Raw genomic sequence first — 15,399 nt, 5'->3', positions numbered from 1 at the left:
CCCAAGACAGGGAGATCTATAATTCTGGCAGATCTTAGGAGCAGAGCATGCCATATCGTCGCGCTACCGCAGCATGGAGCCATTTGGACGCCAAGGAGGGCAGCTACGCGCTACTGAATGGCGACTGCGTTGACCTGCTCCGAGCCCTGCCTGACGAATCCGTTTCGTTGGTCGCGACCTCCCCCCCATATTGCATGGGGAAAGAGTATGAGGCGGGGAACACCATCGATGACTTTATTCTCGCCCACGACAAGATCCTTCCGGAAATACTTCGGGTGGTGAAGCCCGGCGGAAGCATCTGCTGGCAGGTGGGTTATCACGTCGACAACAGTCAGGTCATGCCACTTGACTACCTTGTCATGGATGCGATGCGCAAGCTCGCCGATCCCCCGGTCCTACGCAATCGAATCATCTGGACGTTCGGCCATGGCTACCATTGCGAGCGCAGGTTCAGCGGCAGACACGAGACCATTCTTTGGTACACCAAGGGTGGCAGCTATCCCTTTGATCTGGACTCGGTGCGTGTCCCGCAGCTTTATCCAGGGAAGACTGCGAACAAGGGGCCGCTGAAGGGACTTCCAAGTGGCAACCCCCTGGGCAAGAATCCTGGCGACGTCTGGGACATTCCCAACGTCAAGTGGAATCACGTTGAGAAGCTGGATCATCCGTGTCAGTTCCCCGTCGCGCTGATCAGCAGACTGGTGAACTCCATGACGCTGCCCGGAGACATCGTGCTGGATCCGTTTGCAGGTGTTGCGACCACGGGCGTCGCCTCACTCCTTGCCGGCCGCCGATTCATCGGGGCCGAGCTGGACAGCAAGTACGCCGACATTGCGGACAAGCGGCTGAGAGAGGCCGTCGAGGGAACGGTGCGCGTCCGGGAAGACAAGCCCGTTCAGCCCCCGAGCCCCCGCAGCAAGCTTGCGATCAGGCCCGACAACTTTAAGAATTTCGATGCGCTTTGATCTGCTGCTTTGCACGGTGGCCCTGCAGCGGCCATCCTGAGGCCCCTCCTGGAGCAGTAGGCTAAGCCAGATGCTTGTCACTCTGGCCGCGGGTACCGCAGCCCGTCCTCGGTCGGAGTTCCAACGCCAGCCGCCGATTCGAATTGGGGGTAGCATGGAATTCTGCTTCCCAAGAGCCGAAGAACATGAGCAGACCAATTGCTGCGCCCGATGGCGAGCTTGCAGGACCTGCCTTGCGAGCCTTCACTCAGATTGCCGAGGCCTGGTCCCTGACAGAGCTGGAGCAGTGGGCGATTCTCGGTCAACCAGTGGACGCCGCCTTCGCGGTGATCGACGCTGGCGATGTGGACGACCTCTGGCCGGACACTCTTGAAAGAGTGAGCTACGTGCTCGGCATCTATCGTGCGCTGCACACGATCTTTTCCGATCCAGAGCAAGCAGATTCTTGGGTGCGCCGCCCCAACGCCGCCCCCGCGTTCAACGGTTCAACAGCGCTGGCGCTCATGTCTAGCGGCAGGCTCAGCGACCTTGCGTCGGTGCGACAACACTTGGAGGCTGGCGGATGGATCAATCCTGAGGCACCAGCCACTTAGCGATATCGCGCGAACCAAGAACCTGTGCTGGAGCCAGTTTGCCACCCTTCTTTGAAGTCGAGAGCTAGACCTCTCGATCCTCAAGTGCGGATTGGCCGAACTGCGAACTATGCCCGCTGGTTCTTCGCCGGTAGCAGAGGCACACCCCGATCCAGCAATTCATCCAGGAAGGCATCGCGCACCAATGCCTGGTCGGACTGGTTGGCCAACACCAGGCTATCAACCACGCGCCTGGCAAGCGTACGGGCCCGAACTCGCAGAAGGGCCGGGATCGCCTGCATCGATCTACCGTGCAAGAACTCGCTGCGCAGCTCGAACAGCTCCCTGTAGTCGGAGGTGGCCTGCTCATCGAGCAGCGCCACCAAACGAGCGCACACTCTTTCAGTCGCCCCAAGCTTATCGTGAGTGCCGACGCCCGAGCTGGACTTACGCTTGTAGTCCAACGGCAGGCCGAGCGCCGCCTCGATGGCAAGAAGATGAGACATGAATTCGTCGATGCCATCAGTCAAGAAGGCACGGCAGAAAAAGTGGGCTACAGGTGTCTGGAACAGCTGCAGCTGAGGCAACTGTGCGATCGCCTGGGCGCGGCCCGCGAAATGTTCGGTAAGAGCGTCCGCCGATCCATCTCTCAGCCACATTGCAACGGGCTGAGAGATGTCGACCGATCGACCTTCCGCGTCATGGGCGATCCGATCCTCCCAAGTGAGGGTATCCGAGCTGGGCGGCCGCTTCATGGTGGAGAACAGATCATGGTCCACCGAGTACAACCAGGGAATCTGCATCCCACGCCATTCAATGTGTGGCGCATCTGACCAAATTTCCCACGGTGCCAGCGCTAGCCAGAACAGTGCCGTCTCAACGGCCTCCGGATACTTTCCTCGATGAGGTTCGATGCGCCCATAGTCCTGTTTCGGATCGAACGAGAATCGGAACAGCTCTCGGCCTTCAGGGCCACGACGGATCGACACTTGTTCCCTCACGACCAGCCATTGAAACTGGGAGAACTCGTCAAGGTCAAAGCTCTTTCCTGGATGGACTCTCTCCATGCGATCAAGGTCAACAAGCTCGGCAAGCTCGTCCTTGGTCAATCTGCCAACCACCGCATTACCGAAACACGCCCTTGGAAGGCCGTCTGCAAGATCCAGAGGCATCAGATGGACTCGCGTGAAGCAGGTTGCTTCCAGCGCGGCCTGTAGCCGTTCCGCAGCCTCCCTTGCCGTCATCGCCAAGTGCTTCTTGGATTCAGGCAACCCACACGGCAGACCAAGGCCGGCCAGCGCACAGGACATGGATATGCCACCGAAGAATCTCCGCGCGTCTGCACAGTAGGGCTCAATCGCGTCCACCAGCTGTGCGTAGAGGGGGGTCTCTGTCAGATTCTTCCACGCGGAGTCGGGAAGCTGCCAGAGCGCCTCCATTGCACCTACGAGATGTGAGGAGGGAGTCCCGGCCACCGAGCTGCTGATCATATCTTCAGCCTCCGCAGCAACTTCTCCAGTCCTTCCTCATACTTCTCCGCGCTGGAGAAGTCGGCGTAGAGCTTCCCTTGCAAGAAAGCAGGGATATCGCAATCCTCGAAGAGCATGGGCAGGACAACGACTTCGCCGCTACTGATCTCGCGGTTCATGGCCACATCAAGCTCTTTCTTGACCCAAGGCGCAGCGATCGACTTCTGCGACAGGACTACACCGACGTATCGGCTCATTACCATTCCCTCGTCAATCTTTGCGATCAGCGAGTCCCCCACTTGTATCTCGGCTTCATCCAGCCAGACCTTTGGCACGCCTCTTTCCATCAGGTCACGCCTGAGCTTCCTGACGAACGGCTTGTCGGCACTGGTATGGCTAAGGAATATCCCATGGTACCTGGGGGCTTCTGGCTCCGCCTTGCTCACGGCCAGAGCGCCCAAGATGAGACGGTTGGTCGCTTCCTGCGTCAACGGCGGAGTTATCAACCATCCTGTGGTTGCACCGATCTCAACTCTGGCTCCAAGTTGGTAACCCTCCGGCGTCGCCGCAATCGTAGTCAAGCCCGGTTGATCGTTCTCCAGCGCGATCCTCCAGCCGCCGAGAGTGGCCAAGTCCCCGAAGTAGGAGGCGAAGGGCGTATCGGGATCTATGAAACCCACTCGCCTTCCCTTCTTGATTATCTGACCCCCACGCCGAATCGCGGCTGTCATCGCCGGAGCCAGATACCCCAGGCTCGTCTCTCGATAGCCGAAGAAGTTCATTCGCCGTGGCTCGGCCATGCACCAGACCACGGTCGCACCCACGGCCATGGCGGCCTCCAGCTCGTTCTGGCGGTCCACACTGTCAAAGACGTTGTCCAGATCATGCTCTCTGTCGTCCGCTTTCAGCTCCAGAAGCTCCTGATCTGAGCCAGAGTGCACGCCCTCTTTGCCGAACAGGAAGTGGCTGTAGCTCTGTGGATTGATAGCGATGACGTCATACTCATAGAGCGGGTACGCAGCCCTGGCCTCATCGATGTCTGATCGGCAAAGTCCGAGTTGCTCGAACTCCACACCTTCAATCGGGGTGCCGGTGTATTGCATACCGACAGTCAGCACTCTCTTCATGGGCTCTCTCCTTGCTCACCATTGTTCGTCGGTCACCGACGATCCACGCTGTTCCGCCCTACCCATCCGCACTGTTGCGAAGGGAACGTTGAAATTGCTGTTGCAGAGCAACTCTGGAACTGCCGCTTTCAGGGCCACCATGAATACAACAAGCTCCATCGCAACCTAGAGGTCAGATCCCGATGCGGCGGCTGACCGGCGATCCGACTGCGGTGTGGACGATCTTGGCTGGAGGGTCATCTGCGTGGCAAGCGGCGCGACACCCAGTCGCTCCAGGCGCCTCTCATGCGCCCAATGTGCCTTCCCCATCCCCGTGCTCCTTGCAACTTGCAACTTGCAACTTGCAACTTGCAACTTGCAGTTGAGGATCATTCTCAAAGTTGCGCAATTGACACTTTTGCTCGCATCCGAGAGGCCTTGTCGGGGGAGCGAGCCGCTCGCGGGGATTGCCCCGCCCGGGGCGCTTGAGTGCCAGGTTGTACGCCCCGCTCGGGACCCTTCACATTGGTCCTTTCACGTCCGATTGTGCTTGTAAATAGCATGCTTGCTTCATGTCCTACAGCCGTCCCGGCTGCCCTCCCCCCCTTCCCAGCCGGGGTAGACCGCCATGGCTGGCGACCTGCCACAGCCGGTCTCAGTCTGGGAGATGGGGGCATGTTGTACTTGCAATGAAAACCGGGTGCTACAATTTCCAAACGATGGGGACCGTCATGACGACAATGTGGAAAGAACCTGAAGCACTGGGCTGGAACCGTGCCGAGGTGTCTGCGCTTGCCTCCGATGCGGTGAAGGAACTGGGCTTCTCCCCTGGGCAGCCCATTGAGCCAATCGTCCATCAGCTCGGCGGTAAGATCGTCTACGGCGAACTCATCGAGGATGAGTCGGATTCTGGCTCGATTCGCATCGAGAACGGCAAGTTCACCATCAACATCCCCTTCAACACGAGTCCCCTGCGCGATCGATTCACCATCGCCCATGAGATAGGTCACTTTGTTTTGCACTACCTGGTGCAGAACAAGATGAACAAGAAGAACATCACGCACCTGCGCGCTCAGCGGTATGGAAAGGACCAACCTGAGATCGAGGCCAACTGGTTCGCTGCTGCATTCCTGATGCCCAGCGATACCTTCCGCAGGGTCTACCAAGAACTTGGGAAGGACACGCTGAAGGTAGCGGAGTACTTCAAGGTTTCGCCCAGCGCAGCGAGCGTGAGGGCCCAGTCTCTCGGCCTTTCCTAAGTGCCGAGGTCTGGCCTGAGCAAAGGCGACGTTCGCGAGTCGCTTGAGCCAAAACTGCGTCTATTCCTGAGCGCAGACATTGTGGGCTCCACCGCGTTCAAGCAGCGCTCTGGCGAAGGCTCTGAACAATGGTTCCGCTTGGTACGCACCTTCTACATGATGGCGGAGCGCTACTTCGCGTTCCGCTGGTCTTTGGCCAAGGATAGGTATCAGGACGCAGAACGCCCGCTGCTCTTTGGCGACGCCGCTCCCGAGCTGTGGAAGACCGTGGGTGATGAAGTCCTCTTTACCAAAGAGATCGCCCATCCCTCGGAAGCCACGATGTGCATGAGCATCTGGCTGCAGGTCCTGGAAGATCTGCGTCAGTTGCTCGATAAGAGCGGTTTGGACGTCAAGTCCTCGGCCTGGCTCGCTGACTTCCCGATTCGCAATCGGGAGATTTTCCTGCACACCGGCGCGCCGACCAAGACCGACGATGGCGCGAAGAACGACCCTCCGCCTCAGACTGATGTCGCCGACCGCTCCAACGACCCGACGGAGGATCTGGAGTGGGAAAATGACAGTCTGTTCGACAGCTACAAGGCACGCTTGCCTGGGGTAACACGCGACTTCATTGGCCAGTCGATCGACACCGGCTTCCGCGTCAGCACCGCGGCGTCGTCGCGTAAGCTCATGTTGTCGGTGGAACTTGCGCACATGCTCAGCATGGAGTGCGAACGTTTGGATCTTGATCCCTACCGAATCGGTGCCTTCCCTGTCCGCAGCTTCACCTTTCACTACGACGGACGCAATGCTCTCAAAGGCGTGCTCAACGGCACGCCCTATCCGCTAATCTGGCTCGATGTTGAGCCGGCAAAACGAATCCACGTCACCGAGGATGTCCTCAGCGCCAGGCCCAAGCCAACGCCGCGACAGATCCACGAGTTCACCACGGCGCTGATCACCGAGTTCCCCACCCGGTTCTGCTCGATGCTGGAGTTCCTGGATGGCTCATGCCCGCCGGCATACGAAGAGTTTGAAAAGAGCCTCACTGATTCGATCAAGAAGCTCCACCAGCAGTTCACCGACCGGGAAGCGAACATTGAGCTGAAGAAGTTGGCCGTTGGCATGCCTGAGGACGGTCCACGCAATGTTTCTGCCGATTTCAAATCCCTTCTGCAGCCCGCCGATGCCGGCAAGCCGCCCAGTTCCTCCCGCAAATCTCGCCCGCGGAAAGTAGCTAAGGCCTCGTCGAAGTCGGCTCGGAAGGTGGTAACCAACGCTCCGGGTAAGACCAGCGGGACGCCCCCTGTTGCGGCGGCCAAGAAGGCTTCTGCGAAGAAGACCCGTGCGAAGAAGGCGGCGAAGGCACCCGCTCAAGACTAGACTCCATCAGCCCAGATGTAGGCGAGCTAGTCGTAGGTGACAATGACGAGCGGATTGCTTGTGGCGCGCCGCTCACACTGACGTTGATCGTGGAGCCGCCGGCAGGCGCTGTGGGCTTGGATTCGCCCACACTCACGATCAACAAGATGATGACCCCGATTGCGCCGAAACATTTCAGAAAGCCCATCGCGCTGCGATAGTTCCGCTCGCCTTTCTTGATTCGATTCCACTCCGGCTTGATCACCAGGTTGCCTAGTAGCGTTGCATCGTCAATAGACCGCTTGATGAGCGCGTACTGCTCCTTGGTACCGACTTTCTCGTACGGACCGAGCATTGCACCGATCAGCCTTTCCAGTTCAGACACCAGCAACGCTGCGGCACCTGACGGGCTACCGTTCTGGCTGGTCTGATAGATGTCACTTGGCTGCTGCGCCGGACTGAACTGGCTGTTGCGAATCAGAAGCTTCCACCTCTCCTCCACCTTCTGCTCAACTGAGATGTCTTGGGTAATGTAGGGCAGCCCCCAAGCTGTCTCCCCAAAGTTCAGATGTAGCAGCACCGTACGATGAGCTTTCCTCAACGTGTTCCAGTGACTGGTCAGCTGTTCCTCGAGCACCTCAGTGTCAGCCTTGCCCAACAGCGGAGCGCCCACGGACTTTCCCGAGCGTTCCGCATCCACCTGGGCGTGCTGAACCCGAATCCAGATGCGGCCAGAGATAACATAGGCTTCGCCCAGGAGTTCAGCCAGAGCGCTTCGGAAGGAGCCAATCCAGTCCTTCCGGAAATCAGACGTGCGCGATTCCTTGTCTGCGATCAGCTTGGCGATAGCCAAGATCGCTGCGATGATCGCACCGCTGAGTGCAACTAGTTCTTTGCCTTCCATGGGTACTCCTCCGCCCCAACATCTCTAGCCCCATCTGGATCGATGGGGCGCCATTTCGCCTACTTTCGCATTGCGAGTTATCGGCTGTCCGTCGCCGAACTTTACAGCTCTCCTCATGGCTTGGGCAGAGGGAAGATTCTCCTATTCGCGCCGCAGGCTGCGTACTCGCCCCTGTCGATTCAGCGCTGCTGGACTCGTACAGTTCTACTTTGACCTGGCCTGCGCTATGACTTACCGTCCGCATGGACCCACAGGGTCTACAGACCATGCTGAACCAAGCATGGCAACGCAACACTCGATAGACTCAGAAGGGAGTGGACACGGAATGTTTAAGCGTTTTGATGAGAGCCATGCACAGTTAGTCAACTTCTTTCCGGATTTGACGTTTGTTTCTCCTGAAGAGGCGCGCTCGGATGAGGTGCTCTCTACATCCGTTGCCATCGTCGATCAGCTTTGCCGCAGCTTTTTTGCCTATCGCTCGTCACAGGTTCACGGCGTGTGGGGGATTGAAAACTCCTACGACGAGAACGCCTTTGTGAGTACCCTCAATGGCTGTTCAAGCATCGTCATCACTCGTGGCGCTTGCGTTCGGCTCGCGCGCGTAGGAAATTTTTTTGCGACTCACGATTGGATAAGCAACAGTGAACGGATGCGTCCGTTCCACGACGCTATTGACGTACCGCGGAACAGGTTGGGCGAGGCCGCGCAGATGCTTGGTTTGGCGGCCCTGTTCGGTCATGAAGTGGGCCACGTAATGGACCGGCACAACGTGCACAGCATTGCCGGCCAAAAGCAGGAGGCTCAGCTCGGCGAGGAGATATCGGCCGATGGTCGAGCAATCCTTCATGGGCTTGATATCGTGGATGCGTGGGCCCACAGCTTGGCCACGGGGCATGAATCGGAGCAGGACGCGATCAAGCAGGCAGGTGCTGTCCTTCTTGTGATCGCAAATGCCGCCATCGACAGTATCCACCTCGACCGCAGCTGGGATGTTCCGGCCAATCAGACGCACCCACCTGGCGCCCAGCGTCTTCTTGCCACATGCATAATGCTCGATCAGTACTTTGACGGCGTCGCTGAAGAGGGATTTGGGCTCAAAGTGTTCTTGACCGCCCTCTCAGGGCTCAAGGAAATGGGCATTTACCATGGCCCTGTCGAGGAGGAGGCGCTGAGGCAACTGCTGGCGATCTACGATTCAGCAGCGGTCGTCGCGCAGTACAACGCCCTGCAAGCGACACTGATCGAGCGAGGCCTCTGAGCCACGGCCAAGCGCCCGACTTGAAGGCACTGGCGGCCTTGAGGCCGCCAGTGTGCAATCGGTAGAGGTTGGAATTGCCACTCCGTCCGAAGCTATAGGCCGCCTAGGGCGTCGGAAGATTGGTGGCTGCTGCTTCACCTCTACTTGCATCACCACGTAACTGCAGACGAGCAGGAACGCGGGCAAGAGCCGGTTGACCGGGGGCCCGACTTGGAGCGCGTGGTGGGAACGTGGCTCTTCGCCCTCAAGGTAGGCTGCATGTCCTTGTTGGCTCTGACGGCGGCAGTAAATGGTCCAACGTGCCGGTCGACCCGGCGACCGTTTGGGAGCCGAGCTGCTGATCCTGGTAACTGCGCTCCTGCTTGTCGGCGTGATACTGGACGGCTCTGGATATCCACTGCTTGGAACCTCGCATTGGTCGGTAGCACGCTGCGTAGGCACTATCGTGCTGGCGTCACTGCCGCCATTGGCAATCACCCTGGTCATCCTGCGCCAGGCGATTCCAACACGCCCCGCCTTGGCAGGCGCACTATGCGGCCTTCTCGCCGGTGCGCTTGGCGCACTTGGCTATACAGTCGCCTGTGTGAACGATGGCGCCGGATTTGTCGCTGTGTGGTACAGCTTGGCCGTGCTGCTGATAGCTGCGCTCGGCTCGGCCTTGGGCCGGCGCTTCCTGCGCTGGTAAATGAGTGCCGCGACCGTTACGTCGCCTAGATGTCAATCTCGACGTACTCGTGACGAACATGGCTGAGGAGTTTCGGAAGTAGCAGACGCATCCGGTCCAACGCGACTTCGATCTTCTGCCAGACGATCTCCTGATCTGGGGAAAGAGACGCATCTCCAGGATTGGAGAAGAAATATCGGCTTCCGTCCGGCGCAGGGCGATAGACCTGCCAGTAGCGCACGGTCTCGGCAAATTCCTCTTCGAATTGAATGAGAAGCTCATGAGCCGCTGCGTCATGGAGATGAAACGAGCTTGCCGCAAGCACGCCGCTGAAACTCTCATACATATCCACCGTGTCTGATGTGAGCACGCGAGGCGCCCACTGCATATGAACATCCAGAACATTCAAATCAAGCGTAGATATCACCCTTCTCAGCGCGGCCAGGTCGCGAGAGCGCCTCAGCTGCTCCGGCGACTTCTCCGCACCGGGCTTATCTGGTGCCAAGCTGATCAACGTATCAACAGCAACGCTCAATAGCGACAGGAGGCTATCCTTCTGATTCTTGGTAACAGGCTCGCTCGCCTTGTAGCCAGAGGCGCGTTGCCGATCAATATCAAACGGCAGATCTGAAAGCGGACCGAACTCCTCATTTACAAGCAGGATGATGCGCCCCCAGCCCAGCATGGCGACCGCATAGCCAAGCTCGAAAATCACGTTGGGGTTGGGCACCCTCCTGTCAGATGGTGCGGCGCTCTTGTTGATCGTAGATACGTCGCAGATGAAGTAATCTGCCTTGCGTATCTTCTCCAGAATCGTCAGCGGAACGTTCTGGCTACCAGAGGTATCGCGAGTTGCCTCATCCAACGTAATGGATAGGCCAGAGTGCTTTTCTTCGGCAGCATTGATGGCCAAGCGCAGCTGTTTCTTGATCAGCTGGCGATTGGTCGCATTGGGCAGATCGCTCTGCCAAGAGTAGAAGATGGTCCTGGTGGTGGTTTCGCTGGTCATGCTGATGGCAATCGGGCTAAGGGTTGCGAGCATGGAGAGGTTCGCCGCGGCGGTCAACACAGAGTAGGCGCACGCGGCTCCACACAACATCCATCTTCTGGACCGGTCTCCACCGATACCCTAAAGGCCGACAGCCGGAGTATCCGCTCGCACCCCGGCTATCGGCAACGGCAAGGCGTAGCGCGCACTCATAGGCAGCGATGAGAGCTTCCGCCTCCCGGCACCGACACTCAGGCCTCGTCGAAGCCCGCTTGTGTCAAGATGTAGGACTGCCCCTGCGAGTGTTCAATCCATTCCTTCTCAAGTGCGTACTACAAGCCGTCGTTGAAGTCTGATGCCTTGATGTCGTAGTCATAAATAACCGAGTTGAAGTTGCTCAGACGCAGGACCTTCCCCGCTCGAGCCTCGAAGTGCTCGACAAACAGCTTCAGAATCTTCCGTGCACTCTGCTCAGGACTTGGAACCGTAGCCATGGCATTTCCCCCTGTGGCGGTGTTGGATTTGCTGTGGACACCAACGACTAGCACTGGTGACTGAAATTTCCTGCGCAGACTGGGCCACCTGCCCGCGCAGAGGAGTTGACGAACGGGCTTACTGGCCGAGTTTCGCTGCCGCGCGCTCACGAGCCTGCGATAGCTCTTCGCCCAGTGCCTGACTCTCTGCGTTACTGATGATACCCAGGCGTAGCATCATCAAGAGCTCGCCTTCCACGCGGGCCTTGTACTTGAGGAACTCCTCCTTGCTCCCCATCTGCTCGAGCACGCTCAGTTCAGAGCGGATGTAGGAGAGCGCGTCCGCCTTCTTGATCCCTACAACGTCATCGTTCTTGAATTCCACAACGTGTTCCCTTTTTCGGTGTGTATGGCCGAGCCAGATGGCTCGCTGAAAATGACGCGCGTCTTAGATTTTCGGCGTCCTCTGGATCATAAATTTGCGGACCACGTTCAACAAGACGCAACATAGCCTTGAAGATAGCGGGGCCGGCAACCAGCAGCGCAAATGGATACGGCGTCAGGTTCTGTGCGGTGGCCAGTACTGCTGGAGCCCCGGGGCGCATCCAAGCCGCCCATGCCGGTGGAGCGCAAGGCGTGTGCTGGATTCTGGACAGAGCTAGGCCGTCGAGTCGCTTTTCGACCTGGGTAAGTGCGGAGCCACCGTCTCTCGAGCTCGCTCGTGGCGGCGTAGAAGTACTCGATGATGCAGGCGTTCCACCGTCGCCGTAGGCAACACCAAATTCATGCCTGTGCCTCGTTCAAGATTACCGGCGTCCCATACTTGGAGGAACGCATCCCAAGCTTGTGGGTGGATATCCGACTCCGCAGCATGCTCGCGCATGACCCGCCTGACGTGTCCGGCAATGACATCGGCAATCATCAGCCCGGGAGTCTGGGCTGAGGACTCAAAGGCCAGGCCGGCATGCTCGACAAATGAGTAGTCGGCACCGGGGTGCTCATAGCCAGAGGTATCGACAAAGGTCTCTACCTTCGCCTTGGCAGCACGAAGGACCTCATCGTACTGCGTCTGCTCATCATGCACTAAGGTGACATCCGAAAGGCGACCTGCACAGCACTTGTTGATCCGGGCGTATAGATTGGTCAGCGACGAGTAGTTGGGAAGCAGCCAGTAGGTCGCGTGTTGCTTGCCCTCATCTGGCAGTGGCAAGTAGGTGTGGTGCCCCTGCGGATCGTGCTTCATGGCGAAGTCGAATACCTCCAGGGAGTGACCCATGCTCTGGCGCAGCAGGTACAGGAGTTGACGGTCTTCTGGGTCGTCCTCCAGCGCCGCCTCTTCAGCCCATGCCTGCAAGGTGACAAGACTGGCGCGCACAGCTTCTGGAGAACTTAGCTTGCAGGCGTCGACATAGACCCCTAGCACTGAATCGGGCAGGTTTGCGTAGAGGTAGTCTGCCAGACGGTTTCGCAGGTATACCTCGCCCTCGTCAAGCTCAGGACCCGACCCTGGCGGAATGATCTGCGAGTTGATAATGGAGGCGATCAGATAGAACGCTTTATCCACCACCTCAATGAAAATGGGGATATCCAGCTCCCCCAATCCTCGTGCCAGATCGCGCGCGACTCCAGGGCGCCGGTGAAGCAGCTCTGATTTGAGCTCTCGCATTTGATGCAGACGGTGCTTGGCCACGATGTCATCGAGCAATCGGGACGCCTGTTCGCTGCTCATGGGCCCAACGGCCGCCAGCACGAAGTGAGGCTGCTCACCGAACTCGAACGACCGACCGGTGTTGACCAGGTCGCCCGTGTGCCCGCTCTCGTCGATATAGACGAACTTCATGCAGGCCGGTTCCGGCTCATCGCTCTGCCCAAGCGGGAGCGTATCGAACTGCGTCTTATCCATGGATAAGCCTCTCTCCTTCAACTGCTCTCAATGAGCAGAGATATCCAGCAGGTATCGGCGAGTGCGCCCTATCCTTTAGTAGGGCCACCGAATCCTGATGCCCCTGACGCTGGAAGGAGATGTCCACTCAAGCGCACGCAAGGGCCGCATAGCGCTGTACGGCCAAGGCACACCCAAAGCCGCTACTGGCGGCACAGTCTCAGTCTGGGAAGTGCCAGCGAGCAATGCCCTTTTTGACAAGCGCCGCCGCCACCCCCTGTCCATCGGTAGTGAGATGGGCCCCGCTGTCAAGGGCGACCCCGACCCTGTTCTCAAACCATATGCCGGCACCAGTTTCCGACGCAAACTCCTTGATCAACGCTACGGAAAGGCCCTGTCCCTGATAACCCACGATCACCTCGATGTTGGTGACAAGGAACTCCTCGTTGTCAGCATCCAATGGCGTGAAAACTGCCTTTCCGACTTCAAGACCCTGATCGCTGAAAGCTGTGGATGACCAATCAACATCGCAAGCTTCCAGATAGACCTCTCTTCCGTCCTTCAGGGTAGTGTTTGGTATGTACTTGGATGACATGGCTAACGCGACCAGGCAGCTCTGAGAGCGCGATTCTATGCCTTCGCAGCCCCATATCCTAGTTCGTCTTCAGTGAACACGCTCTGGGGCGACAACACGCGCAGCCGCGACTATCCAAGATCAGTACAGCGCAATTCCATATCCTTGTGCCACATCGTTGCGCCACATCACCATCAGCGGGTCCTCAAGAAGGTTTGGTAGAAGGACTGAGAGTCTGTCCAGAGCACCGGACGGATCGCTGAGCCGACATGCGAATGATCCGATCAGACGAACAGCCTCGCGAGTTAGGCCCTGGGCGGACAGCTGGCGGCAGGCCATCTGCACTATCTCCTCCGAAATATCCTGATCATGGAAAAGCATCACATCTAGCGCCTGCCCCAGTCCGCCTCGCTGCCATTCCTCAACGTCTACAGAGGAAAGCAGATGCTTCAGCTCCTGCGCGCTGAAGCCCAATGCTCTGCTCAAGCGATCTCTAACATGAGCGGGCAGCCAGGTCTTGCTGTCGTAGTAGACGTCCGGATTGCCTAGTGCGAGCGCCAGCAGCCAGATGGCGTTACGAGTCGCCGCCGGGGAAAGCTCGGTGATGAGCCGTCTGAGCAGTACCAGAGAATGCGGAGCGTGTCTGGCAAGCGCCCAAGACTCGGCAACGGCCGCGATCTGAGTAGCCTGGTCCTGGCTGAGCAGGCGTGCCCCCAGGTCCCTGGTGGGCTGCTGCGCGTGCCGCTTTACAGCATCCAGCATCCCCTGATACCCCAAGGCGCTGTCCAACCGCTGCACCTTTGAGACCTGAATCGCCGCTGGAAGCGTAGTAGTCTCCGTCAGCACACGCGTGATGTCGGCCCAGAACAGGCCACCACAGTCGGGGTCGAAGACGATCCCAAAGATGGGTACCGTGGAATCTCGCCATACACTGCCATGAGCGCCGACAGGTATGAAGTAGTCTCCGTCCGACCGTCGGTAGGAGGCCCCGGACTTGATCTGCAGTCCGATCGATAGGCCTGTCATCTCACCCTCATGGACAAAGTCGACGAGTGCATCTCGCCCAAAGTCGTGTTGCAGCGGCACTTCTTGGAAGACGTGATGACGCCGCTCAAATAGATCGGCCGCGGCCCGCAAGCCTTGGCGCTCCACCAGCCGATTCTTTGGTATCTGAGGATGCTGACCCATGACCATACTTGACGATTTCCCCTGACCATTTGGAGGTGCTGACGTCGACGCGGCGTTGACCAGGCTTGTCTCCGTCGGCGCAAACATGCCATTCACACAACGAGCACGACTCAGATCGCGCCCAAGTTGCGCACTGTGACCTCATCCTTGTTCACGACCGCGCACAATAGGTCTCCCCCCGCCCACGCTGGCATTCCAGGCCTATTGAGAAACTTGGCCTGAAGCTTCCCCGCCTCTAGTACGTCGGCAGGCGCCATGCTGGCGGGTCTGTGCCTTAAGGGGTCTCCAGGTGCCGCTAGTTGACCTGTGATGGGCTGGACGACCGTGGGGTGGTGGATGTCGCTTTTGGCATAGGCGGTGGCCATCATTCGACCATTTCGGGGAGACCAGCCCCCAAGTACCAGTTCGCATCCCAACTCGGCAGTGGGCAAACCAGCGCGCTCTGCGGCGCCTTGATAGTTCGGCCACAGTTGATCAATGACCAGGCCGAACTCGGCCATCAACTGCTCCATCGTAAAATCTGCGCGGAAGCTGGCCTGCAGAGATAGCTCGTACATTCGCAGGAAGAACTGCGCGGAGCCCCGGCACGCGAGCACGAGATTGTAATGTGGGATCAGCAGAAGCTTTGCCCCCGCTGATGGAGCCCCTGTCAGCGCATCGTGGGCCAGGGTATCCACGGCAACCACGAGCTGTTCATGGCTTACAAGAACATTGAGGATGCTCAAGTCACGCGCTCCTTTGATTGGACAAACT

At 58.5% G+C, this 15,399-nt stretch carries 14 protein-coding genes; 6 read left to right on the top strand and 8 right to left on the bottom strand.

What is annotated here, in order from left to right; translation table 11 throughout:
* Positions 1 to 47: 47 nt before the first annotated feature.
* Together V3B30_RS08595 and V3B30_RS08590 are read left to right on the top strand one after the other, a co-directional pair.
* Complete coding sequence (locus V3B30_RS08595) at positions 48 to 965, top strand: site-specific DNA-methyltransferase (protein WP_134709225.1); 918 nt, start codon at positions 48 to 50, stop codon at positions 963 to 965.
* 185 nt (positions 966 to 1,150) lie between these two features.
* The gene (locus V3B30_RS08590; protein WP_026347205.1) at positions 1,151 to 1,558 is read left to right on the top strand and encodes an MbcA/ParS/Xre antitoxin family protein; all 408 of its coding nucleotides are present in this window, start codon (positions 1,151 to 1,153) and stop codon (positions 1,556 to 1,558) included.
* A gap of 107 nt (positions 1,559 to 1,665) precedes the next feature.
* On the opposite strand, the gene V3B30_RS08585 is transcribed toward V3B30_RS08590, so the two are convergent.
* Positions 1,666 to 2,976 (bottom strand): hypothetical protein, encoded by a 1,311-nt coding sequence (locus tag V3B30_RS08585; protein WP_134709226.1) that lies wholly within the window; start codon positions 2,974 to 2,976, stop codon positions 1,666 to 1,668.
* Positions 2,977 to 3,023: 47 nt separating this feature from the next.
* Entirely contained in the window at positions 3,024 to 4,133 is a 1,110-nt protein-coding gene (locus tag V3B30_RS08580; protein WP_049444018.1) for a toll/interleukin-1 receptor domain-containing protein, read from the bottom strand.
* Between the two features lie 710 nt (positions 4,134 to 4,843).
* On the opposite strand from V3B30_RS08580, the gene V3B30_RS08575 reads away from it, so the two are divergent.
* From V3B30_RS08575 to V3B30_RS08560, 4 genes are all read left to right on the top strand, one after another.
* On the top strand, positions 4,844 to 5,371 hold the full coding sequence (locus V3B30_RS08575; RefSeq protein ID WP_026347207.1) for an ImmA/IrrE family metallo-endopeptidase: 528 nt from the start codon (positions 4,844 to 4,846) through the stop codon (positions 5,369 to 5,371).
* Positions 5,372 to 5,452: 81 nt separating this feature from the next.
* Complete coding sequence (locus V3B30_RS08570; protein ID WP_134709227.1) at positions 5,453 to 6,736, top strand: hypothetical protein; 1,284 nt, start codon at positions 5,453 to 5,455, stop codon at positions 6,734 to 6,736.
* Between the two features lie 1,208 nt (positions 6,737 to 7,944).
* A complete protein-coding gene (locus V3B30_RS08565; protein WP_262084309.1) occupies positions 7,945 to 8,877 on the top strand; it encodes a M48 family metalloprotease in 933 nt (310 codons plus the stop codon).
* A gap of 289 nt (positions 8,878 to 9,166) precedes the next feature.
* On the top strand, positions 9,167 to 9,562 hold the full coding sequence (locus V3B30_RS08560) for an NrsF family protein (RefSeq protein WP_080347480.1): 396 nt from the start codon (positions 9,167 to 9,169) through the stop codon (positions 9,560 to 9,562).
* Positions 9,563 to 9,587: 25 nt separating this feature from the next.
* Here the strand turns inward: V3B30_RS08560 and V3B30_RS08555 are convergent, their stop codons facing one another.
* The 6 genes from V3B30_RS08555 to V3B30_RS08530 all read right to left on the bottom strand — a co-directional run bounded on the left by V3B30_RS08555 (position 9,588) and on the right by V3B30_RS08530 (position 15,371).
* The gene (locus tag V3B30_RS08555; protein WP_161798600.1) at positions 9,588 to 10,583 is read right to left on the bottom strand and encodes a TIR domain-containing protein; all 996 of its coding nucleotides are present in this window, start codon (positions 10,581 to 10,583) and stop codon (positions 9,588 to 9,590) included.
* Positions 10,584 to 11,141: 558 nt separating this feature from the next.
* Positions 11,142 to 11,387 (bottom strand): hypothetical protein, encoded by a 246-nt coding sequence (locus tag V3B30_RS08550; protein ID WP_019661575.1) that lies wholly within the window; start codon positions 11,385 to 11,387, stop codon positions 11,142 to 11,144.
* Positions 11,388 to 11,660: 273 nt separating this feature from the next.
* The gene (locus tag V3B30_RS08545; RefSeq protein ID WP_049444027.1) at positions 11,661 to 12,905 is read right to left on the bottom strand and encodes a DUF3800 domain-containing protein; all 1,245 of its coding nucleotides are present in this window, start codon (positions 12,903 to 12,905) and stop codon (positions 11,661 to 11,663) included.
* A 199-nt stretch (positions 12,906 to 13,104) separates the two neighbouring features.
* Positions 13,105 to 13,479 (bottom strand): hypothetical protein, encoded by a 375-nt coding sequence (locus tag V3B30_RS08540; RefSeq protein ID WP_134709229.1) that lies wholly within the window; start codon positions 13,477 to 13,479, stop codon positions 13,105 to 13,107.
* 120 nt (positions 13,480 to 13,599) lie between these two features.
* A complete protein-coding gene (locus V3B30_RS08535; RefSeq protein WP_134709230.1) occupies positions 13,600 to 14,733 on the bottom strand; it encodes a DUF4365 domain-containing protein in 1,134 nt (377 codons plus the stop codon).
* A 23-nt stretch (positions 14,734 to 14,756) separates the two neighbouring features.
* Positions 14,757 to 15,371, bottom strand: coding sequence for a hypothetical protein (locus tag V3B30_RS08530; protein ID WP_049444032.1), 615 nt, complete (start codon positions 15,369 to 15,371; stop codon positions 14,757 to 14,759).
* Between the last annotated feature and the right edge of the window lie 28 nt (positions 15,372 to 15,399).

Source organism: Stenotrophomonas sp. SMYL41 (assembly GCF_036319965.1).
Taxonomy (GTDB): domain Bacteria; phylum Pseudomonadota; class Gammaproteobacteria; order Xanthomonadales; family Xanthomonadaceae; genus Stenotrophomonas; species Stenotrophomonas maltophilia_R.
This window is presented reverse-complemented; position numbering and strand designations above follow the sequence as displayed.